General features: G+C 70.2%; 13 protein-coding genes. 7 read left to right on the top strand and 6 right to left on the bottom strand.

What is annotated here, in order from left to right; translation table 11 throughout:
• Window positions 1-5: 5 nt before the first annotated feature.
• Complete coding sequence (locus ACFWRV_RS24750; RefSeq protein ID WP_384337930.1) at window positions 6-3,143, bottom strand: DUF3427 domain-containing protein; 3,138 nt, start codon at window positions 3,141-3,143, stop codon at window positions 6-8.
• A 149-nt stretch (window positions 3,144-3,292) separates the two neighbouring features.
• The gene (locus ACFWRV_RS24745) at window positions 3,293-4,297 is read right to left on the bottom strand and encodes an SEC-C domain-containing protein (protein WP_384337929.1); all 1,005 of its coding nucleotides are present in this window, start codon (window positions 4,295-4,297) and stop codon (window positions 3,293-3,295) included.
• A gap of 238 nt (window positions 4,298-4,535) precedes the next feature.
• Between ACFWRV_RS24745 and ACFWRV_RS24740 the strand changes: the two genes are divergently transcribed.
• The 4 genes from ACFWRV_RS24740 to ACFWRV_RS24725 all read left to right on the top strand — a co-directional run bounded on the left by ACFWRV_RS24740 (window position 4,536) and on the right by ACFWRV_RS24725 (window position 7,767).
• On the top strand, window positions 4,536-5,333 hold the full coding sequence (locus ACFWRV_RS24740; RefSeq protein ID WP_384337928.1) for a class E sortase: 798 nt from the start codon (window positions 4,536-4,538) through the stop codon (window positions 5,331-5,333).
• 169 nt (window positions 5,334-5,502) lie between these two features.
• A complete protein-coding gene (locus ACFWRV_RS24735; RefSeq protein ID WP_384337927.1) occupies window positions 5,503-5,835 on the top strand; it encodes a DUF6412 domain-containing protein in 333 nt (110 codons plus the stop codon).
• A 162-nt stretch (window positions 5,836-5,997) separates the two neighbouring features.
• Window positions 5,998-6,768 carry a YidC/Oxa1 family membrane protein insertase gene (locus ACFWRV_RS24730; protein ID WP_384337926.1) on the top strand — a complete coding sequence of 257 codons (771 nt, stop codon included), beginning with the start codon at window positions 5,998-6,000 and terminating at the stop codon, window positions 6,766-6,768.
• Window positions 6,769-6,906: 138 nt separating this feature from the next.
• Window positions 6,907-7,767, top strand: coding sequence for a fumarylacetoacetate hydrolase family protein (locus tag ACFWRV_RS24725; protein ID WP_384337925.1), 861 nt, complete (start codon window positions 6,907-6,909; stop codon window positions 7,765-7,767).
• Window positions 7,768-8,001: 234 nt separating this feature from the next.
• Here ACFWRV_RS24725 and ACFWRV_RS24720 read toward each other — a convergent pair whose 3' ends face one another.
• Entirely contained in the window at window positions 8,002-8,484 is a 483-nt protein-coding gene (locus tag ACFWRV_RS24720) for a heme-degrading domain-containing protein (protein WP_384337924.1), read from the bottom strand.
• Window positions 8,481-9,623, bottom strand: a complete 1,143-nt coding sequence (locus ACFWRV_RS24715) for a Gfo/Idh/MocA family oxidoreductase (protein WP_384337923.1) — start codon at window positions 9,621-9,623, stop codon at window positions 8,481-8,483. Before ACFWRV_RS24715 ends, ACFWRV_RS24720 begins: the two co-directional genes overlap by 4 nt.
• 73 nt (window positions 9,624-9,696) lie before the next feature.
• Between ACFWRV_RS24715 and ACFWRV_RS24710 the strand changes: the two genes are divergently transcribed.
• The 3 genes from ACFWRV_RS24710 (at window position 9,697) to ACFWRV_RS24700 (ending at window position 13,501) form a co-directional block, all read left to right on the top strand.
• Window positions 9,697-10,827, top strand: coding sequence for an ROK family protein (locus ACFWRV_RS24710; RefSeq protein ID WP_384337922.1), 1,131 nt, complete (start codon window positions 9,697-9,699; stop codon window positions 10,825-10,827).
• Window positions 10,828-11,384: 557 nt separating this feature from the next.
• Window positions 11,385-12,602: a peptidase gene (locus tag ACFWRV_RS24705; protein ID WP_384337921.1), complete on the top strand. Its 1,218-nt coding sequence runs from the start codon at window positions 11,385-11,387 to the stop codon at window positions 12,600-12,602.
• Between the two features lie 128 nt (window positions 12,603-12,730).
• Complete coding sequence (locus ACFWRV_RS24700; RefSeq protein ID WP_384337920.1) at window positions 12,731-13,501, top strand: GntR family transcriptional regulator; 771 nt, start codon at window positions 12,731-12,733, stop codon at window positions 13,499-13,501.
• A 228-nt stretch (window positions 13,502-13,729) separates the two neighbouring features.
• Here ACFWRV_RS24700 and ACFWRV_RS24695 read toward each other — a convergent pair whose 3' ends face one another.
• A complete protein-coding gene (locus ACFWRV_RS24695; protein ID WP_384337919.1) occupies window positions 13,730-19,744 on the bottom strand; it encodes a hypothetical protein in 6,015 nt (2,004 codons plus the stop codon).
• A gap of 116 nt (window positions 19,745-19,860) precedes the next feature.
• Window positions 19,861-22,074, bottom strand: a complete 2,214-nt coding sequence (locus ACFWRV_RS24690; RefSeq protein WP_384337918.1) for a hypothetical protein — start codon at window positions 22,072-22,074, stop codon at window positions 19,861-19,863.
• Window positions 22,075-22,131 lie beyond the last annotated feature (57 nt).

Raw genomic sequence — 22,131 nt, 5'->3', positions numbered from 1 at the left:
CGGGTCTAAGCTGTTGCGACCGCTGAGTAGGTCCACACGTCAGCCGGCATCTGCTGAGTGAGCTTCCACGTGATCCCCATGGGCTTGCTGCCCGAGTGCTCAATATACTCAGCGGTACCCAACAGCATCCATGGCTGAGGCCCGCCGATATCCGTCTGCTTGTAGCGGCGTACAAAGAGCAGGACGTGCGTGCCCTTCTCCTTGTGGGTCTGGTAGCGGACGCCGGTAGGCGAGCGCTCCGACGTCTGGTTCTGTGACTCCCAGTGGAAGAGGGAGTCATTGAGGGCGTAGTCCCTGTAGCGGGTCTCGGGTGAGAAGTCCTTCTCGTCCTTCTCCAGCGTGACGAGCAGGGCATCGGTCTGGATGTTCTCGCACCACTTCACGCCTTCGCGGAAGTGCCCCGGCTTGCGGCCGTCCACGGAGGCCTGGCCCAGCGCGGGGAGAATCTCTTCGCGGCTGTACGAAGCGTGGACCGTCAGGGGGATGGAGGCGTGCGTCCCGAGGAGCGGCACGGGGACATGGCCGGCCTGCTGAAGGACATGGGCGAGCACCTGACGCAACTCATCACGGAATGCGTGCTGATGGCGCAGCGAGGCTAGCCCTGCCTGGTAACTGAGGAAGTCCTCGCCCAAGGGCCAGAGCGAGAAGAAGAACATGCGGGCGTACCCCTGTTCCTGCTCGCTGAGTTCGTCGTAGACCGGAGCGTCATCGGCAAGCAGCTTGCTATACGCCGCAACGCGCAGCGGGTCATCGACATGCAGGAAGGCTGAGACCCGCTTGAGGAGGGACGACTCGCCGTCAGGGCCGATCGCGTCCAGGAGCTTCGCTCGACGCAAGAGACCTGTCCATGAGTTCCCGTTGCCTCGGTAGAGCTCCTTGAGCTCGCGGCCACTCTCCTTGAGGAAGTCCGCAAGACGTGGTTGCGCGTAGGAAGCGACCTCGCGGGCCAACTGCGTAACATTCACCGCGATCTGGGCGCGGATGTTGTCAATGATCAGATCCTTGGCCTTCGTCTCAAGGATGATCTGGCAACCCGAAGGAAGTTGGGGGAAGTCCTGCTCGATGCCGTCGAGGAGGCGGTTGCGTGTGAGGTTCGTCAGGGCACGAAACTGCTCCTCGAATCGGAACTCCTTGCGATGCTGGCCAATGAAGTCCAGGACGGTGAGGACTGCCTTGTCCTCGGTTCGACGCAATCCGCGGCCCAACTGCTGAAGGAAGACTGTGGCGCTGGATGTGGGGCGCAGAAGGAGCAGGGTGTCGACGTCTGGGATGTCGAGACCCTCGTTGAACAGGTCCACGGAGAAGATGACTTGGAGTACCCCCGACCGCAAGTCATCAAGTGCTGCCTTGCGGTCGTGTGCTGGAGTCTCACCAGACAGGGCAACTGCTTTGAGGCCCGCACGTTGGAAGAAGTCCGCCATGAAGTGCGCGTGCGCGACCGATACGCAGAACCCCAGGGCGCGCATCGATTCAGGGTCGGTGATCTTGTCCTTCACTGCTTGCACTACGAGCCGAGCTCGTGCGTCGTTGCCCGTGAACAGATTGCTCAGCGCTGATGAATCGTAGGCTCCACGCTTCCATGTGACAGCGCTCATGTCCGTGTTGTCGGTGACGCCGAAATAGTGGAACGGGCTGAGGAGCTCGTTCTCCAGCGCCTCCCAGAGCCTCATCTCTGCAGCGATTCGACCGTCGAAGAACTCGTCCTGGATGTTCAAGCCATCCATGCGTTCCGGGGTTGCTGTCAGCCCCAGGAGCTCCCGGGGCTGGAAGTGGTCGACGATCTTGCGGTAGGTGGGCGACGTGCCGTGATGGAACTCGTCGATCACGATGATGTCGAAGTGATCCGGGGCGATACGGTCCAGAGCCTGCGCAGTGAGCGACTGGACACTGGCGAACACGTGGTTCCATCGATTGGGGATCTCACCACTGAGCAACAACTCACCGAAGTTCGCGTCGATGAGGACGTTCTGGTAGACGCGCAAGGATTGCTCCAGGATCTCCTTGCGATGCGCTACGAAGAGCAGGCGTGGGTTGCGGCCGAGAGTCTGGCGCAGGTGCTTGTAGTCCAGCGCCGCCATGACGGTCTTGCCGGTGCCCGTTGCTGCGACGAGGAGATTTCGGTGCCTGTCGTGCACCGTGCGTTCTACTTCGAGGCGTTCGAGCATGTCCCGCTGGTAAGGGTGCGGGCGGACCTCTAGGCCGGAAAGGGTGATGCTCGTCGATCCGGGGCGGCCGTTGCCACCAGCCCGCGACAAGGCATCGTCCAGCCGCTGTGCGTCCCTGTCGGGGTCGTACGACTCGAAAGCAGGCTCACTCCAGTAGGCGTCGAAGGTCGCCTCGAACTTGCGGATCACCGAGGGTGTCGCAACGGAGGAGAGGCGGACGTTCCATTCGAGCCCGTCCAGGAGCGCGGCTTTAGAGAGGTTCGAGCTACCGACGTACGCCGTGTCGAAGCCACTGTCGCGGCGGAAAAGCCACGCCTTGGCGTGAAGACGGGTCGAGCGAAGCTCGTAGTTGACCTTCACCTCGGCGTTGAAGTCCCGCACCAGGCGGTCCAGCGCGCGGCGCTCGGTAGCGCCTATGTACGTCGTCGTGAGTACTCGGATGGGAATACCGCGCTCGCGCGCCGACGACAGGGACTTCTCCAATACGCGGATTCCGTGCCACTTCACGAATGCGCAGAGGAGGTCGACTCGGTCGGCGGTGGCGAGCTCGGAGCGCAGCTCGAAGCCGAGACTGGGGTCCTCTGGAGAGTTCGTGATGAGGGCCGTCTCGGACAGCGGGGTCGCGGGGCGTATGGCGTACACACCGGGCGCTTCCTGCTCCGCGACGGCCAACAGCTGGCGCGGCCCATCGGTGATGAGGTCGACCCACTCTGTCGCACCCTCGATCGTATTGAGCGATTCCAGGATGTGATTGGCCGCAAGCACCTGCTCGGCAGAGGTCAGGCCTTGAAGCACCCGACGCACTGTGGCGCCGATATGGCGGGAGAGGACATGGGGTGCCGATTCTGTGCCGACTGACGCTTCGATGGAGTGCCAGCCCGCCGCGTCGAGCTGCTTCATCCGCTCGGCGAGCCGATGCGTGATCAGTGATTCATAGAGCCCAGCAACTGGCGCTTCATCCGAAAAGTCGTTGGGCATGCCCCGAGTCCCCCTCATTTGGCTGCTACTGCATGTGCAGTTGTATCAAGGAGGTCTGCCAGCTGGGCCCCTTCGCTCACTCATGCAGCAGGGGCCGCCGCCCGAGACGTCGTGGGCGGCGGCCCCTGCGAGGGACATAGACGAGAGGGTCACCCCCCGTGGCACCCCCCATAAGCCTCCCCCGACCCGCACCAGCAAGCAGCCGTGCGCGACGGGGGCCACGGGATGGCGCGGCCCCGGGCGGCGAGGGTGGTGGCGTACTGGGGGAGGAGGCCCGGGTCGGACGGGGACGCGGCCTCCGAGGCGGCGAACGCCTCGTACGAGGGGACCGTGCCGGTGACGATGCCCAGGTTCGGGGTGCCCGTCGCGTGGAGGTCCCGGAGTGCGGCCTCCAGGCGGGACAGGTGCGTGGCGCGGTCCACGTACTCCTCGGCCAATGCCGGGTACGCCGTGAGCAGTTCGCGGAGTTCGTTCGCCGGCCAGTGCAGGACGGCCACCGGGAACGGGCGCGAGAGGGCCGTGCGGTAGGTGCCCAGTTCCGCGCGGAGGCGGGTGATCTCGGCCTTCAGCTCGACCGGGTCCGACGAGCCCAGCGACCACAGGCGCTTCGGATCGTGCAGCTCGTCCAGGGGGACCGGGGCCGTGTGCAGCTCGCCGGCCAGCTCGTCCCAGGCGTCGTGGTCCAGGCCCATCAGCCTGCGTACCCGGTGGCGGCCGGTCAGCAGGGACTGCGTGGCGTACGGGACCTCCTCGCCGGGGGCCAGCAGCAGGGTCAGCGCGGTCGAGAGGAAGTCGTGCGCCGACTCCAGCTCGTCGTGCGCCTCCAGCGTCTCCGCGGCCACCTGCCACGGCGCGGCGTTCAGCGGGCCCGCCGTGCGGATGCCGTCGATGATCGCCCGGGCCTCGGCCTCGTGACCGTACTCCCAGAGGTTGGCCGCTTTCAGGGCCTTGATCAGGTGCGGGTTGTCGACCGTGGACTCGGGGGCCCCGAGCAGGTCGTCGTAGAGCGTGCTCGCGCGGGCGCGGTCGCCCGCGAGTTCCAGGTGGGCCGCGGCCTGGAGGATCAGCGGTTCGTGGTCCTCGGGGTACTGCGCCGCGGTGCGGAGCAGGCGCTCGGCTTCGGTGGTGTGGTCGGCAGGCGTGTCGGGGCGCATGGACCACACGGTACTGCCGGACGGTGACGGCGGGGAGGAGAGGTCGGGGGATGAGAAGCGGGAGAAGTCTGGAGAGTTGTGAGGTTTGCCCCTACCGTGCGCCCCGAGCCTCACGGTGCGCGGCCGTGCGCCCCGAGCCTCACGGTGCGCGGCCGTGCGTTCCGTGTCCTTACCGTGCGGGAGGGTGACGTCGATGCGGAGGCGGGGCGCTGGGGGAGGGCGTGGGGTGCTGTCGGGCGTGCGTGGCCGTGGGGGCGGTCCGCGTCTCCTCGCCCGGGGGCTGTGGCTGTCCGCCGAATTCGCCGTCACCCTCGGTGTCGTGCTGCTCCTCCTCGTCGCCCATCAGCTGTGGTGGACCAACCGCGAGGCGCGCGCCGACGCCGGGCGTACCGTCCAGAGCCTGCAGCGGGAGTGGGAGCGGGATGAGTCTGTCCCGGACGAGGACAGTGGGGGCAAGGCCGGTGACGGTGGTGGTGAGGGTGCGCGGGAGGGGAGTTCCCGTCCTTCGGGCTCCGGCCGTGGGGGTGTGGAGGGTGGTGGGTCCGCCGGCCCGGCGGTGAGGCAGGGCGGCCCCGCTCCCCGCTGGGACCAGGCGTACGCCGTCCTCCGCATTCCCCGGATCGGGCTCACCGCCCCCGTCGCCGAGGGCACCAGCAAGGGCGGGGTGCTCGACCGGGGGTACGTCGGGCACTACACCCGCACCGCGCAGGCCGGGCAGGCCGGGAACTTCGCGCTCGCCGGGCACCGCAACACCCACGGCGAGCCCTTCCGGCGCATCGACCGGCTGCGGAGCGGCGACCGGATCACCGTCGAGACCCGCGACGCCGTCTACACGTACACCGTCGGGAAACGCCTCGCGCGGACCGCGCCCTCCGACAGCGGGGTCATCGCGCCCGTGCCGCGCAGCAACATCACCACCTCCGCGGGCTACAGCGCGCCCGGCTACTACCTCACCCTGACCACCTGCACCCCCGAGTTCAGCTCCCGCTACCGGCTCGTCGTCTGGGGGGTGCTCACCGCGATGCGCCCCCGGTAAGCACCCCCGGGCACGCGCCCCCGGTGAGCGCCCCTCGGCAGGGCTAGTGCGCCTCCGGACAAAGGGAACCCCAAGGCGCATCCGATCATCGTGTATAACGAAGAGAGTGCCGCTCACTCCGATGGGCGGCACTTCGCGAGAACGGTTCGAGGAACGGGAGGTGCACATCATGCGGGACGCAAACGCCCTGCGCGGCGCCTTCGCCCGGCTGCTCCGGCCCGTCGGACTCCTCGTCCTCCTCCTCACCGAGATCCTCCTCGCCGAGGGCGGCAGCCTCTCCGCCGCCGTCGCGCTCGCCGCCACCGCCGCGGCCGGCTCCGCGCTCCTCGCCTGTGCCGTCATCAGCGCCCGTTGCGCGCCTCCGGTGCCCCGCACCCGGGTCCGTACGGCCATCAGGGACCGGGAGCGGCGCACCGCGTTCCTCCCGCAACGCGACCCCGACGCCCGAGGCCGCACCAGGCCCCGAGCGCCCGGGCACGCCCTCCTGACGGCCGCCGCGTAGACAAGCCCTGCCCGCTCGTACGCACGTACCTCCTGAGTACCTCGCGTGTACGTGCGTCCCGCACGGGTGCTGCGTTCCGCGCCGGTCGTCCTGCCGAGTGACCACCCCGTACCTCCTCGCAGGTACCTCCCGGCACGACGAGACCCCCGGAGGGCTCACCCCATGTCCGCCTTCATGTCCGCTTTCGCGAGCCTGGTCGGCTCCCTCGCCGACCTGCTCCAGCCGCTCTTCCAGACCGCGTCCACCGCCGCCGCGATCATCCTGTTCACCGCGCTCGTGCGGCTCGCCGTCCACCCGCTCTCCCGGGCCGCCGCGCGGGGGCAGAAGGCCCGCGGCCGGCTCCAGCCGCAGATCGCCGAACTGCGCAAGAAGCACGGGAAGAACCCCGAGAAGATGCAGAAAGCGATCATGGAGCTGCACGCCGCCGAGAAGGTGTCGCCGCTCTCCGGCTGCCTGCCGAGCCTGCTCCAGATGCCCGCGTTCTTCCTGCTCTACCACCTGTTCTCCAGCAGCTCGATCGGCGGCGAGCCCAACGCGCTGCTCAGCCACGACCTGCTCGGCGCACCGCTCGGCGGGCGCTGGCACGACGCGCTCGCGCACGGCGGACCGTTCGGCGCGCAGGGGCTGGTCTACCTGGGGCTCTTCGTGATCGTCGCCGCCGTCGCCACGTTCAACTACGGACGCACCAAGCGGCAGCTGGCCGCCAACCCGATGACGCCCGCCGCCGGTCCGGACGGACAGGCCGTGCCCGGCATGGGCGCGATGACGAAGCTCATGCCGCTGATGTCCTTCTTCACCCTGATCACGGTGGCCGTCGTCCCGCTGGCCGCCGCTCTCTACGTCGTCACCACGACCACCTGGACCGCGATCGAGCGGGCCTGGCTCTACCGCGACATGCCGGTGGCGGGCGGCGCCATGGCCACCGCGGCGTAAACGGCGCGGCCGTTGCGCCGGTCCAGTGTGTGAACGAGGTCTTGCGGAGTGATCCGATCTCTTGGACGATCAGCCAAGCCCCTCGGCGGCCGCACCCCGCCGGAGGGCTCTCCACCTCGATCAAGAGGAGTTGGACCGTTGAAGCTGCTTCGAGTCGGTACGGCGGGCGCCGAGCGCCCCGCACTTCTCGACCGCGACGGGACTTTGCGTGATCTGTCGGGGATCGTCCCCGACATCGACGGCGAGCTGCTCGCCGACGCCTCCGCGCTCGCCCGGGTACGGGCGGCCGCCGAGGCGCCCGGTGTGCTGCCCGCCCTGGACGCGACGGGGCTGCGGATCGGCCCGCCGCTGGGGCGCATCGGCAAGATCGTGTGCATCGGGCTGAACTACCACGACCACGCGGCCGAGACGGGTGCGGAGATCCCGGCGGAGCCGATCCTGTTCTTCAAGGCCCCCGACACCGTCGTCGGGCCCGACGACACGGTCCTGGTGCCGCGCGGCAGCCGGAAGACCGACTGGGAGGTCGAGCTCGCCGTCGTCATCGGGCGAACCGCCCGCTATCTGGAGACGGCGGAGGAGGGCCTCGCGCACGTCGCCGGGTACGCCACCGCGCACGACGTCTCCGAGCGCGAGTTCCAGATCGAGCGCGGCGGCACCTGGGACAAGGGCAAGAACTGCGAGACGTTCAACCCGCTGGGCCCCTGGATGGTCACCGCCGACGAGGTGCCCGACCCGCAGGCCCTGCCGCTGCGGCTCTGGGTCAACGGCGAGCTGAAGCAGGACGGCACCACGGCCGAGCAGATCTTCCCGGTCGGCGAGGTCGTCCGCTACCTCAGCCACTTCATGACGCTCTACCCGGGCGACGTCATCAACACCGGTACGCCCGCCGGGGTCGCGATGGGACAGCCCGAGCCGAAGCCGTACCTCAAGGCAGGCGATGTGGTGGAGCTGGAGGTGGAGGGCCTCGGCCGCCAGCGGCAGGAGCTGAAGGGCGCCTGAACCGCGAGCCCGGGCGCGCGAGGGCGCTTGACCGCGAGCCCGGGTGCGCGAAGGGTGTCTGAACCGCGAGCCTGGATGCGCGAAGAGGGCTTGAACCGCGAGCCCGGGTGCGCGAGGGCGTTTGACCGCGAGCCCGGATGCGAAGAGGGCTTGACCGCCGGCCCGGATGCGCGAAAAGGGCGCCGTCACCCTGCCTACGGTGACGGCGCCCCCCTCGCGTGGAGCACCGAAGTCCTAGCCGGCCGTCGGCCTCGCCGCGAACTGCTCCAGCGCCTCGACCACCATCGCGTGGTCCTCGGCCTGCGGCAGCCCGGAGACCGTGACCGTGCCGATCACGCCCGCGCCCTCCACCGCGATCGGGAAGGAACCACCGTGCGCGGCGTACGTGTCCGGGTCCAGGCGCGAGGACTCCTCGAAGGTCGTGCCCTTGGCCCGGAACCGGGTGCCGACGAGGTACGAGCTCTCGCCGTACCGCTCGACGACCTTGCGCTTGCGGTCGATCCACGCGTCGTTGTCCGCGCTCGAACCCGGCAGCGCCGCGTGGAACAGCTGCTGCGCACCGCGCCGGATGTCGATCGCGACCGGGGCGTGCCGCTCCCGGGCCAGCGCGACCAGCAGGGTGCCGAGCGCGAACGCGTCGTCGTAGGAGAAGTGCGGCAGGGTGAGCCGGCGCTCCTGGGCGATCAGTTCGGAGATGGTGGGGGAGGTGGTGGTCATGAGGTGTGCTGCTCCTTCGCCTGCCGGTCCTCGTCGTGGTGGGGGAGAAGCGTGACCGAGACGCCCTCGCGCGCCGAGCGGCGGGCGGCCTCCAGGACGTCCAGCGCCGCTGCCGCCTGGAGCGCGGTGACCGGGTTGTCGCCCGTGCCGCGTACGGCGGCGGCCACGGCTGCGTAGTACGCGGGGTAGGCGCCCGGCAGCGTACGGACCGGGGTGCCGCCGCCGGTCAGCGGGGATTCGCCGGAGCCGAGGCGGCCCCACAGCTCCTCGCCCTCCTCGCCCCACGGCGCGCCGGCCACCGGGCGCAGGCCCTCGCGCAGGGCCGCCTCCTGCGGGTCCAGGCCGTACTTCACATAGCCCGCCGTCGAGCCCAGCACCCGGAAGCGCGGGCCGAGCTGGGCCGTGGTGGCACTGACGTACAGGTGCGAGCGCACCCCGTTGGCGTGGGTGATGGCGATGAACGTGTCGTCGTCCGCCGCCGCACCGGGACGCCGTACGTCGGACTCGGCGTACACCTGGACCGCCGGGCCGAACAGCACCAGCGCCTGGTCGACGACGTGGCTGCCCAGGTCGTACAGCAGGCCGCCGATCTCCTCCGGGTCGCCCGACTCGCGCCAGCCGCCCTTCGGCTGCGGCCGCCAGCGCTCGAAACGGGACTCGAAGCGCTGCACCTCGCCCAGCTCGCCGTCGGCGATCAGTCCGGCGAGGGTACGGAAGTCGCTGTCCCAGCGGCGGTTCTGGAAGACCGAGAGCAGCAGCCCGCGCTCCTCGGCGAGCGCGGCCAGCTCCCGCGCCTCGGCTGCGGTCCCGGCGACCGGCTTGTCCACGACCACCGGCAGCCCGGCCCGCAGCGCGGCCGTCGCCAGCGGGACGTGCGTCTTGTTCGGGGTGGCGATCACGACGAGGTCCAGCTCGTCGGCGCGCTCCCACAGCTCGTCCGGCGAGGCGGCGAAGCGGACGTCGGGGAACGCGGCGCGGGCCTCGGCCCGGCGCTCCTCGTTCGACGTGACGACCGTGTCGAGGACCAGGCCGTCGGTCGCGGAGACCAGCGGGGCGTGGAAGACGGAGCCGGCCAGGCCGTAGCCGACGAGGGCGACGCGGAGCGGGGCGCCGGGGGCGTTGGGGGCATCGGAGCTCATGCGTTCCACTTAAGCAACGCTGTTGCCAAAGTGCAAGCGACCGGCACAATGGGACGGTGAACAGGAGTGAGCCGTGAACAGGAGCAGGACGAAGGCCCCGGCGGGGGTGAACCTTCCGGCGCTGCGGCACCACAACGCGACGCTGGTGCTGGACCTGCTGCGGGCCTCCGGGGCGGAGGGCATCAGCCGGCTGGAGCTGGCCGAGGGCACCGGCCTCACCCCGCAGGCCGTCAGCAAGATCACCGCCCGGCTGCGGGAGGACGGCCTTGCCGTCGGCGCCGGCCTGCGCCCGTCCACCGGCGGCAAGCCGCGCACCGTGCTGCGACTGGTCCCCGACGCCCAGTTCGCCATCGGCCTGCACCTGGACCGCGACGGGCTCACCGCCGTCCTGGTCGACCTCGCCGGCCGGCCGGTCGCGGTCACCACCGCCCCGCTCGACCTCGGCGCTCCGGCGGACCGGGTCCTCGCGGACGCGGCCGACGCCGTACGGGACCTGAGCGCGGCCGAGCCGCACAAGCCGGTGCTGGGGCTGGGCGTCGCGGTGCCCGGCCCGCTCGACCACCGGGACGGCGTCCTGCACCGGGTCACCGGATTCCCGCAGTGGGACGGGTACCCGCTGCGCGCCGCCCTGGCCGAGCGGACCGGGCTGCCGGTGGTCCTGGACAAGGACACCAACGCCGCCGCCCTCGCCCTCGCTCTCGGCGGCGCGGGCGGCGGCGACTTCGCCTACCTCCACCTCGGTACGGGGCTCGGGGCCGGCCTGGTCCTCGGCGGCGAGGTGCACCGGGGCGCGCGGACGGGGGCCGGCGAGTTCGGCCACCAGACCCTCCAGCTGGACGGCCCGCTGTGCGGGTGCGGCGGGCGCGGCTGCATCGAGGCCCTGTGCCTGGCGGCCGAGGCGCGCGGTGACCGGGGTGAGGCGGCCCGGGTCCTGGGAACGGGCGCGGCGAACCTGGTCGGCCTGCTCGACATCGGCCGGGTGGTCCTGGGCGGCCGGACGGTGGCCGCCGACGAGGACGCGTACGTCCGGGGCGTCCGGGCCGTGATCGAGGAGCGGGCCGCCCGGGGCGGCCCGGGCGCGGGCGCGGGCGTGACCGTCACGGTGGCCGGGGGCGGTGACCGGCCGGTCGCGGAGGGCGCGGCGCAACTGGTGCTCGCGCCGGTGTTCGGGCGGGTGGGGGAGGGCGAGGGCGAGCGGGGGTAGGGGCCGGGTTCCCGCCTGCTCGGGCGCGGCCTGCCAGGAGGTGCGATGCGAACTGCGCGGAGGGCGCGGCCTGCGCGGAGGGTGCGGCCTGCCCGGGGGTGCGACCTGTGTGGAGGGTGCGACCTGCGTGTTGGCCTGCCTGAGATGTGCGGCCTGCGTGTCGGTGTGCCCGGGGTGTGCGGGTCTGCGTGTCTGCGTGTCGCCCCGCCCGGGGTGTGCGGCCTGCGCGTCGGTCTGCCCCGGGTGTCGGGCCTGCGTGCCCTGCCCGAGGCGCGCGGGTCCTCGTGTCGGTGTGCCCGGGTGTGCGGGTTTTCATCTTGGTCTGCCCAGGGGTGCGGGCCTGCGTGTCGCCCTGCCCGGGTGTACGGCCTGCGCGTCGGTCAGCAGCTTCCCGCCTTCGCGACGGGCCTGGAGGATGCGAGAAGTGCAGTCGGGTGATCCTATTAATCAAGTCGGCATGTCGACTCTCTGAGTCCGCGCGCGCGTGATGGCGTCGGAGGTCACCACCGGCGGCCCCCGCCCCCGGTCGTCCGCGAGCAGCGAAGGGTGACCCCCCCATGCCCCCCATCTCCTGCGCACGGTTGCGAGACGCCCGTGCGCTGGCCGCCCTCGGGCTGGCCGCCGGGATCACGGTGCACGCCGCGCTCCTGGGCGGCCCGCAGGCCGCCGCCCGCCCGGCCGCGCCCGCCTTCTTAGCCGCACCCACCGACGTAGCCGCCGTCGCGAAGGAAGACGACGAACAGCCCGTGTGCGGTGACCCGGAGGCCAAGGACTTCCCCATCGAGACCCGGATCCAGGACGCCCCGGACCGGTACGCCTCCGGTGGCGGCTACGGCACCTGGTTCCTCGACCTCACCAACACCACCGACACGTCCTGCCAGGCCCTGCACCCGGTCCTCGTGCTCGCCGACCGCGACCGCAGGCTGACGTCGGACCAGATCCAGCTGGAGTTCTCCGAGCCCGGCAGCCCCGGGACCGAACACCGGGTCACCTGGGAGAGCACCGACCGCGACGAGCAGATCGGCGTCTTCGGCGAACCCTTCCCCGGCCTCACCGTCCCCACCGGGAAGACCGTCTCCGTACGCGTGCGGATGGCCTTCACCTCCGACACCGCCCCCGGCCCGGTCACCGCCCACGCCGCCGTCGTGCAGCGCCGCCACCAGGACAAGGCGAAGGGCGGCGGGCGCGAGGACGGCGAGTGGGTGGGGGAGTCGGCGGAGTACCCCTTCGTGATCGTCGACGGCGTCACGGGTGGCATCCGCGAGCCGGAACAGCCCCGGCCCGAGCGCTCCCTACCGGAGAGCTCCCTACCGGAGAGCTCCCTGCCGGAGAGCTCCCGGCCGGAAAGCCCCACGCCCGAGCGCCCCCTGCCGGAGAGCCCCCGGCAGGAGAGCCCCAGGCCGGAACAGTCCGATCCGGAGCACACCGCACCCGATGGCGGCACCCGAACCGAACGTCCCGCCTACCCCGACGGCCCCCGTACGGACTCCGGTACGGGCCGGGACCCCGCCCCGGACGGCGACGCCGGCTCCCGCCCGCCGACCCGCCCCGGGGAGGGGGACCACGACGGGGACGGGGGCAGGGACGAGGACGGCGACGGCCGCGAGGAGGACCCCGGCCTCCCGCCCCGCGACGGACTGGGCCGCCCGCTCCCCGAACTCGCCCGCACCGGACCGGCGTCGCTGCCCTGGACCGGGGCGGCGGCCGGGGCGCTTCTGCTCGCCGGGGCCGTCCTGCTGCGCTACGCCCGCCGGGCCCGCCGCACCGGGGACTGACCGGCCCCGCCACCACCGTGGTTCGGTGCCCCGCCCCGGCGGGGCACCTCGCCACGGGTCCCGCCCCCCGGCGGCAGCCGGAGCGGGACCCGTACCGGTCGTTCACCCGCGTCTGCCACCATCGGGCGGTGGACTACCCGAACGACCAGGCACCTGGCGCACCCATCCGCTCCGGCATTCCCGAGCACGGCCGCATCCCGAAGTACTACGCGGTGAAGGCCCGAATCGCCGTCCTGCTGGACGAGTTGGGCGAGGGAGGACTCCTGCCCACCGAGCGGGAGCTCGCCCAACTGCACGAGGTCTCGCGCGAGACCGTCCGCCAGGCCCTGCGCGAACTCCTCCTGGAGGGGCGGCTGCGCCGGCAGGGGCGCGGCACCGTCGTCGCCGGGCCCAAACTGGAGCAGCCGCTCTCGCTGGCCAGCTACACCGAAGGCGTCCGGCGCCAGGGCCGGCGGCCGGGCCGCAACCTCATCGGGCTGGACCGCTTCCCCTGCCCCGAGGTGCTCGCCGCCGAGGTCGGGGTCGAGCGGGGCGAGCCCGTCTGGCACCTGGAGCGGGTGCTGCTCGCCGACGACGAGCGCGTCGGCCTGGAGAGCACCTACGTCGGCGTCGCCCGCGTCCCGGACCTGGACACGGAGTTCGACCCGGACTCCTCCTTCTACGCCCACCTCCGCGACCGCCTCGGCATCGCCTTCGGCGACGCCGACGAACGCATCGAGACCGTCCTCGCTACCCCCCGCGAGGCCCTGCTCATCGGCACCCCGCCCGCCCTGCCCATGCTCCTGATCCACCGCCTCTCCCGGGACACCGAGGGCCGGCCGCTGGAGCGGGTGCGGACGCTGTTCCGGGGGGACCGGTTCTCCTTCTCCGCGCATCTGCGGGGTGAGGGGCGGGGGTAGGCGGAGCGTACCGCCAGTTCCCCGCCCGGACCTCGTCTCGGCCCGTCCAGGCCGCAAGAGCTTTTTGACATAGGAACGTTGAAGGGTGCGCTCCCCGTTCCTGAAGGTCCTTCCGCCTTCGGAGTGACCCCGTCCGCAGAGGGTGGCCAACTGGCATGAGCGCCCCGTCTCCTCCGTCCTCACGGTGGAAAGGGGAGACGGGGCGCGGCACCTATCGCTTGCCGTGTGTCAACGTGGACCGTGCCGGCGCCAGGCTGCGGCCAAGACGGGTTCCACAGCGAGGCCCTGCGGGCCCAGATTGACGAGGGCGTTCATCTGTTGCAGGGAGGTGAGGAGCAGGTGGATGTTCGGATGCTCGGGGTGGAGCAGCTCGGTCAGGTCTTCAAGAGGCAGAGCCGCGTCGAACTCGTCCACCAGCTGATGAACGACCGGGTGGAGTTCAACGGCGTCCTCCAGTCCGGTCGAGGCGAGCAGGCGGGAGCCCTCTGCGTTTCCGATCTCGTCGGCGAGCTGGGCGAGGGCCTTTCGCGGGGCCAGCCCCTTGACGGCCAGCTCCAGCAGACGGCCCAGGGTGCTCGGCCAGCCGCCGGTGACCTTCATCAGCTCTGACCGTCGTGCCGGGTCGGAATACGGCGTCATCGCGTCCTGGCTCGACGTCCAGCTGAGCAGGCCGTCCGCCGTGGCCAGTTGGAGATAGACCGTGTTTTCCTCGTCAGCCGGCGTCAGTTGGCGCAGATGCTCGATCCGGGAGGGATCCAGCAGCGCCACCACACATCTGCTGACCCCCTCGGGCGGCTGCAGGGAGAAGGCCTGGTCCAGTGAGGTCCGCAGGGCGCCCGGGCCGAACTCCCTCGTGTCACTGACGATGATGCGGTGACTGGGGCCGGGACGCCCGATCTGCAATTCCTTGCGGTAGTTGCTGGCCGAGCCAGGGATGATGAGGGGATCGATCCTGCCCGGTACGCGCTCTTGTTGCCCGGCCAGCGCCGTCAGAACGTCGTCGAGCCCGGCGGCCGGCGTTCCGATCACGATCCGGAGACCGTTGCGCCGTTTCGTCAGGTCGGCGATCTGTGCTTCCGTGAGCGGACTGATGCGACCGTTGGGAAGAGGTCTGCGCGTGTGCGCGACGGACAGGGCCGTGACGGCTTCGCTCTCCTGGGAGGACAGTTCTTCCTCAATGCTCGATGGAGTCCCGAGAAGGCGCAGCACATTCGAGGAGCGCAGACGCCACCCTGCGTCATCGGCTGCCAGTACCCCCAGACCGACCATCTCCTCCAGCAGCGCTCGGTACTCGTCGGGCGGTGTGGCGGACAGCGTCTTTGGCCACCACTCGCAGCATTCCGAGCGCAACTCGCGTCCTGCGATGGGCTGGTCCACGCCGAGGCGTAGGGCGTACAGAGCCAGGACGAGCGCGATGAGCTTGTAGCGAGGGTCGAGATGCAGGGTCAGCCGGACGGTGTCCCGGATGCTCTTGTCGAGGGTTGCCGAGCCGATCACCCTCTCAAGCGTGTCCTCGTCGATGGTCCAGGGAGGCCCGTCGGCCTGGACGCGATGGCTGTGGGTCTCCAGTACGAGAGCCAGCCCGATGTGCTGAATGATCTTCGGGTGGTAATTGGCGTACGTGAGGGCGCGATGGATCAGGGTGTCGCTCTGGAACCTGATGCCCAGGGCCTGCATGGGGTCATGCAGCAGCCGGTAGGCGGCGCCGGGACTGAGCGGGCCGATGACGAGCGGTTCGCCGAAGTGCGCACCGGCGAGCGGCTGGTTGGGAAGCGAAGCGAAACGCTGAACCTGGTGCAGACCCGCGAAGACCGGCTTGAACCGCCGCTCGTTCGAGCTCATCAGATTGCGCAGGGCAGTGGTGTGCACGAAGCCCTCACGGGCGTCCCCGTCGAAGAACTCGTCGCACTCGTCGAAGAGGATGAGCAGCTTTCGCGCCCGGTCCTGCTGCAACCAGTTGCTGATGTCCTCCTCGACCTGGTGCATCGTGTTCGCGCGGCTGCGGCGCCGTTCCGCGATGCCTTTCTGCTCCAGACCGCGGGAGAGAAGATCCCAGATATCGCCCGGTGTGAGTCCCATTCCTGACGGCAGCGGGATGTAGAGGCTCTCGTGGTGCCGTGTTCGGCGATAGCGTGCGGCCGCCGCTTTGAGAAGTGCGGACTTGCCAAGTCGCCGGCCGCCGTAGAGGATGCTCGACCCTTGAGGGTCGAGGACGGCCGACAGTTCGTCGCTCCGGCCGTAGAACATCTCCGAGGGCAAGGTGTCACTTGCTTCAGGGAAGTACGGTGTGACGGCGCTGAACGGTGCGAGGACGCGTTCGGTCGTCGCGAACAGGCCCGTTCCCCTGGCCGCGAGGAACGCGAGCGCTGATGCGTCGAGCACCAGAATGGGCTTGTCCCGGCGTGACACACATTCCCTGGCAAGCGCGCGGCGCTGTGCCACGCTCATCGCTCCGGCGACCACCACCAGCACCGGTAGCTGGCTGACGTCCTGTTCGATCCAGCCGAAAAGGGTCCTGACGTCCGAGACGGCCCTGACCGCCATGACGCGGAGCCGGCCTCCCGCTCCGGAGCCGAACTGGGGCAGCCGACACGGCCCGACCAGCTTGACGTCCGCGACATCGAGCCACAGCCGCGTAGCGGGAGCGGTCAGTCCGGCCGGAGAACCCGCCGCGTATTCGATGCCCGCCAGCCTCAGGGCCAGCTTCAGGAGGCGTTCCTTGGAACGCAGGGTGTTCCACTGGCTGTGAAGCTGCTGGAGCGCGCTGAGGGCTTCCGCGGCCTGGGACCGCTGAGCCGGGGCCAAGGCGGAGAAGTCCAGGCCACGGTGGACTCCGCCGTTCGCGGCCTCGCGGATCAGCTCGGGCGTGATCCCGGACTGAAGCGATTGGCAGACCTCGGGGAAGAACGCGTCGAACTCCATGGCCGGTTCAACACTCGGCGGCTCGGCTCCCTCTCGCGCCGCAATGAGGAATTCCTCAGCCGTCGCCAGGTCTCCCTGGGATATCAGCGCGAAAATCCTGTCGGCCACAGAGGCAGACGCACTGGAATTGTTGAGCTGCGTGCGGGCCACCGTCTGAAAACTGTTGCGGGCCTGTTCACCGTACTGCGTGAGTTGCTCGAAGACTTCCTCGCACTCACGGCGGATGGTCCCCAGATTGTCACCGTCGAACGTTTGCTTGGCGGATTCCAACCGTGCAGTCACCCGCGATCGCCCGGGTTCGGGCAGCCGCCCCAGTCGTGCAGCGCGCTCCGCCTGGTGTGCGACCTTTTGGAGCAGGGCAGTGACTTCTTGACGGCTCTTCGCGCGGAGCCGATGGTGCTCCTCCCGGAGTTTGCCGATGATATCGACACTCCCGCCCTGCAATTCGAACATTTCCAGGGAGACACGGGCAGTCGCGTAGTTGGCCGCGGCGGCATGCGCCCGTGCCGCCGCCTCCCAGCCGGTGTGCTGAGCCTGCACAACCTCCTCCACAGTGATCGGACGCAACGGGTTGATGTCAGCGTCGAATTCCAGCGTGCAGCAACGGAGCAGGTCGACATTGAGAGCGACGTTCGGTGTGCTCTCCGGCCCCGGGATCCTGCCGCTGTCGAGCACCGCCGCGCTGGCGCGCATCGATTCCAGGGCGTGGGTCGCGGCCGCCTGGAGAAGCGGATCGGACGAGGTGTCCGACGTCATGCTCTGCGCCCTGAGTTCGGTGGCGAGGTCCGTGCTGTATGGAGCCAGCCGGGTGGAAAGGTGGGCGAACACCGGCGGCGGGGTGAACGGTGCCAGATTTTGCACGGCGGTCAGCCACTCGTGCACGATCTCCAGGGACTCCTGTGCGTACTGCAGAATCCGTCGCCGCGCCGCACCCTGCAGCCGGGCGGCTGACTTCTCCTTGAGACTGGTATCGGCCTTGGCCAGCCTCCGTCCCAGAGACTCGGATCTGCGAAGGTCGACCACCTGGGCCCGGACGGAGTCCAGCCTGGCTCGGTCGTCGCGGGCTACAGCGAACAGCAGCGCCCCGATCAGTCCGTCCTCGGCCCACCAAGCGCGCACGATCTCGTTGGCTCGTGCGAAGTGGAGGGTTCGCGGCTCGGCCAGGCTCTTCCTCGCCAGTGCGCTCACGGATGTCACGTCGACATCGGGGGCGGCGCTGTTGTCCGCCGCGACGGTCGCCGAGGTCAGTGCCTGAATGGTGAGCTGGCCGCGGGCACAGGCTTCGGCCACGATGCTCAGCGTGGCACGCAGCGCAGGCATCCCGTGGAGGGAGAGATTGAGTCGGCTCAGTGCTTCCCCGGCTCCGGGGTCGCCCGTGACCAGGCAGACCCGCAACAGGGCGGCGGCGCGCAGCAGACGTTCGGAGACGGTCTCAGCCTTGTCCGGCAGACTGCCTGATTCGGCTCGGAAGGCATCCGCGCACGGGCCGGTGGCGGTCCGCATGGCCTCCGCGAGGACGAACATGGCCAGTGTGGTGGCCAGTTCCTTGTTCCCCGCAGCCCGAGCCGCGTGGTGAGCCAGTGCGACTTCTCCGCGAAGGAGCGACTCCGCGATGGCCTGAACCGGTTGGTCTGTGCTCTCCCGCATCGGAGAGACCGGAGTTCCCGATGTGGGCCCGGCGGTCACATCGGCGGTGAGGCCAGGAGCGAGCCTGTCGACGCGCGGCAGCACGTCAGGGCTCAGGCCCGACTCTTGTTCCGGTCCGGTGGCCTGGGCCGGCTCTACGGGATTCGCCGTCTCGGCCGGGTCTGCGCCCAGTTCCGTGTCCTTCGCCGTACGTGGTTCCGGGGCCTGTCCCACGTCCGGCTTCATGCTCGTGGCGCTCACGTGCGTCCCACCGGGTCCCGTGGCCTCTCGGTCCTGCACGTCGCCGGGCACCGACCGTGGACCCGCAGGCGCTTCCACGTCGGCCGCCGGACCGGCGGCGGTCCGCTCGACGGCGGGCGGCCCGGCCGCTTCTTCGCCGCAAGGGGTCGCCTCCCGGTAGGCCGCCTGGGACCGCATCGACGCGTCACCTACCTGCTCCGGCGCACTGACAGTGGTTTCAGTCTGCGAAGTCAACGCGTCCGGTGCCGTGGCGCGAGGAGGCGGTACGAGGCCCGTGGGCGAAGCCTCGGGGAAGCTCACCTTCCCCCGCACCACCAGGAGTACGACCGCTCGCAACTCTTCCGGCAGCGTGCTGCGGAGGCGGGCGTCCAACACCTCCACACCGAGGTCATCGTCCCGACGCACGCAATCGGCGAGTTCCACGACGTTCACGAGGAGAACGGCGAGACGTACCTCGTGCTCCTGCCAGGATTCGGACGAAAGCAGCCCCTGCGCTTGCGTGTGCAGCGCTTCGGCAGCCTGATGGGCTCGAGGCGCCGGCCCCGCGACGATGCGCTCAAGGCCTGCGCGCAGATCCTCTTCCAGGCTGAGCTCGTTGCCGCGGGCCCGGATCAGATCCTGTACCGCAGGAAGCCGGTCGGCCCACTGCGGTGGGCTCATGACTCCGTGGCTTTCTGCGGCGGAGGCCAGAGCCGAGCGTAGGGCGTCGTACATCTCCAGGAGCTCTTGAACCGGATTCCAGGCGCTCGGCTCCGGGAAGACTCCGCTGTCCAGATCGTCAACCGCACGGTGCAGGGAGACGCGCGCGCTGTCGAAGAGTCGCTCCAGGTGCCGGGCGGCCGCGTCGCACCGGGCCGACGTGTCCAGCGAGACGGGAAGCTGGTCCACGTCACCGGGGTCCCCGAGGCGGCTGGTGTCCGATGCGTGGCCGGCTGCCGAGTGCCCGGGCACGTCGTACAAATCTGCCCATTCTCGTGCGAGTCGGTCACATGCTTCAGACAAGGTGGCGACCTGGTCGGCAGGCCACGAGGGCAGGGCCCGGTTGCGCAGGGCCCAGGCAAGAACATAGGCCTGCCCCGGATCGGCGTCCCAGAAGGCGAAACCCGCCAGGAGGAGTTCATCGCGTGGGGCCTGAGCGAGGCTGTCGTCGAGAGAGCCGAGGGAGTTGTCGCCTTCACCGCGCAGCCATTGCGAACGTGCCTGCGCCAGACTCTCATTCAGGGGGCCGCCCAGTGCCGCCGCGTCCTGCTGACGTTGCCCGGTGGGCCGGGCGGACCGCAACTGGGCCAGCGCATGGGTGCAGATGGTGGGTGTGAGCCGCCCCATGGCCGGGACACGCAACCGCTGAAGCAGCCGCGTACGGCGGGTCTTGCCCATGCGGTTGAGCAGGTCCCCCAGCCGCTCCTGATCGAGCAGGGCAAGAACGTCGCCCAAGGGGTCTCCGAGCCCGTCCAGCCCCTGTGCTACCTCGGTCCTGGGCCCGGACGGCGCCTCGGTCTCCCGGGACCGCGCCTTTGCGGTCATCTTGACTCTCGTCATCCGTCCTCAAATCACCTTTCCTGGTGCCGGGCCACATGCCGATGCCACGGCTTGCCCGGTCCGATTCCTTTGAGATGTCCGTGCACGAAGGTTGTTCCGGGCGGCAACTCGGTCTCCGCGTCGACTCCTTCGACGTCGATGCGCCACCGCGCATACTCGCGCCGGGACTCCGGCGAAGCCTGCTGACCATCCGGAAGCCGTCGCCGTTGAGGCCTGATCCAACGTCGGCTCAGTGGCTGTCCCGGAGGATGGTCCGTCTCCTCCCAGCCGGAGTTCGCGCGAGCCTCGAGCGCTTCCGGGGTGGAAGGCCACCACGTGAACACGTCAGGTCCGTCCTGCGGGCCGGGAGACTGGGTCAGCAGCCCCAGCAGGGCCAGGTCTTCACAGGTGTGGATGACGGTCCAGAGCAGCGCGGGAGAACGGGTGTCCGACCCGAAGAGCGCCGCGGTCAGTCGGGGGCCGTTCAGTCGACGGCTGTCGGCCGGCCCCTCTTCTCCGTCCCGTTTGAGCGCCTCCACGATGAGGTGTTCCAGGGCGGCCACGGCCGGTCGCCAGGACGGACGGCCTGCTGTGTGCTCTGCGGCCCCACTCGTCTCACCGGCCTGCTGAGCCTGGCGGAGGAGCGCGGAAGGCAGGGTGCTCCGTTCCGAGCTGCCGAGGAGCAAGGACTCGTCGTACTCCCAGAAGACGGTCCCGAAGCCGTCGATCTCCACAGGAGACGCGAGCCGTACGGTGGTGGCCGTCAATCGCCTGCCGGCTCGAGCGGCCGCCACGGTCAGGCGGATACCGGGCGGGAGGTCCTGTGGCCAGTTGACCGTGCGAACGCCGGCCCCCGCGCGGCCGACTCGCTGCGGGGCGAGATTCCCCGGTAACGCGATTCCGTCATGGTGTAGTTGAAGAATCAGCGGTCCCTGAGGCAGCAGGGCCAGCACAGCGTGACCCAGCTCCAGCCGTCCTGCCTCCAGGTCAGCCTTGCTCAGCGCTGCCGTCAGCACGACGAGTTCGTCGTCCATGTGGACCACGGTGACGTGACTCGCGTCCTCGGCCGTCGAGTGCCGTACGGGGGCCGGCCCCGGGCTCGGCTCGCCGAAAGGCGCTTCGCTCTCCGCATACCCGAGGCCGGCGGGACTGAGCGGGTCCAGACCGGCGAGCAACCCGTCCACCGGCAGGGGCTGCGCCCGCCATATGCCGCCTTGCTGCCAGCGGTCGTCGACCCGTACATCGGTGTCTGCGGGCAGCGTGCGGTCGGCCACGGCATCCGCGAGAGTCAGGTTCGCGTCGATGACCAGGGTCGCAGCGGCGACACCGGCGAGCTGATCCGCGCGGTCGGACTTTCGCACGAGGGTTTGGAGGAGGGGCCACAGGGCCGTGTAGCGTGCCCGGCCGGCCGGAGCGGGCCGACTGACCGCACTGCGTACTTCTGCGGCCGTGGCGGAGGCGGCGAAGGCGGCGGTTCCGGCGGCTGACCTGCCGTAGAGGCCCCAGACGCGCAGCCCGGTCGCGTCGGCCATGATCTGCCCCAGGCAGTTGACGGCGGCCCGGACCGCACGGGCGATGTCGACCTCGGTGGCCTCGCCGTTCTCCTCCAGCAGCCAGCCGGGCAGTGGCCCGAGGTCGAGGAGGGGGCGCGCCGGACCTGCGAGGTGGGCTGCGAACGAGCCTGCCTGGTCGCGAGCCGAGACATCGCGGACGGCGGACGGGACGGATCCCACGAGGTGCCCGTTCTCCAGACCGCCGCCGGGACGTAGCCAGCGTCCCCGTTCCACCAGTTCCGCCGTGCTCAGCGGCCCGAATACCTCGGTGTCGATGATGATGCGCTGCTGGTCGAGCTTGTCCGTCGCGGGAGCCCCGGAGAGGGCGCCGGCGGCCCAGCCGTCCTGGTCGACGTCGTCCTGGGCACCCAGCACCCCGGCCACTTCACCCCACAGTTCCCGGGTGCCTCGGGTCAGCCTGACGTATGCCCCAGCCGGCAACACGGGCAGTGGGCCGCCGATCGGTGCGGTGATGAACGTGTCCGGTTCGGGTTCCACGGTGTAGCGGCGGAGCTGAGGGGAGTAGTCGAAATAGAGCGCGTTGAACGCGCCGCATGCGTTGAGGAGCCCGCCCCGGGCCACCGCTACCTGTTCGAGGCGATCGCCGACAGCCGTTCGCAGAGCGATCGGCACGTCCGCGAACTCCCCGAATATTTCCGGACACAGTAGTGAATCACCGTCGGGACGCCCCATCGCAGCACCTTCCCCCACCGACCGCACTGTCGGCGCGTACTGCCGCTATTCGTACCC

Origin of the sequence: Streptomyces sp. NPDC058576 (assembly GCF_042718715.1) — a bacterium.
Classification (GTDB): domain Bacteria; phylum Actinomycetota; class Actinomycetes; order Streptomycetales; family Streptomycetaceae; genus Streptomyces.
This window is presented reverse-complemented; position numbering and strand designations above follow the sequence as displayed.

Coding starts and splice junctions, on each gene's coding strand:
- ACFWRV_RS24750 (WP_384337930.1), bottom strand. CDS start 3,143: ATGCCCAACGACTTTTCGGATGAAGCGCCAGTTGCTGGGCTCTATGAA.
- ACFWRV_RS24745 (WP_384337929.1), bottom strand. CDS start 4,297: ATGCGCCCCGACACGCCTGCCGACCACACCACCGAAGCCGAGCGCCTG.
- ACFWRV_RS24735 (WP_384337927.1), top strand. CDS start 5,503: ATGCGGGACGCAAACGCCCTGCGCGGCGCCTTCGCCCGGCTGCTCCGG.
- ACFWRV_RS24730 (WP_384337926.1), top strand. CDS start 5,998: ATGTCCGCCTTCATGTCCGCTTTCGCGAGCCTGGTCGGCTCCCTCGCC.
- ACFWRV_RS24720 (WP_384337924.1), bottom strand. CDS start 8,484: ATGACCACCACCTCCCCCACCATCTCCGAACTGATCGCCCAGGAGCGC.
- ACFWRV_RS24715 (WP_384337923.1), bottom strand. CDS start 9,623: ATGAGCTCCGATGCCCCCAACGCCCCCGGCGCCCCGCTCCGCGTCGCC.
- ACFWRV_RS24705 (WP_384337921.1), top strand. CDS start 11,385: ATGCCCCCCATCTCCTGCGCACGGTTGCGAGACGCCCGTGCGCTGGCC.
- ACFWRV_RS24690 (WP_384337918.1), bottom strand. CDS start 22,074: ATGGGGCGTCCCGACGGTGATTCACTACTGTGTCCGGAAATATTCGGG.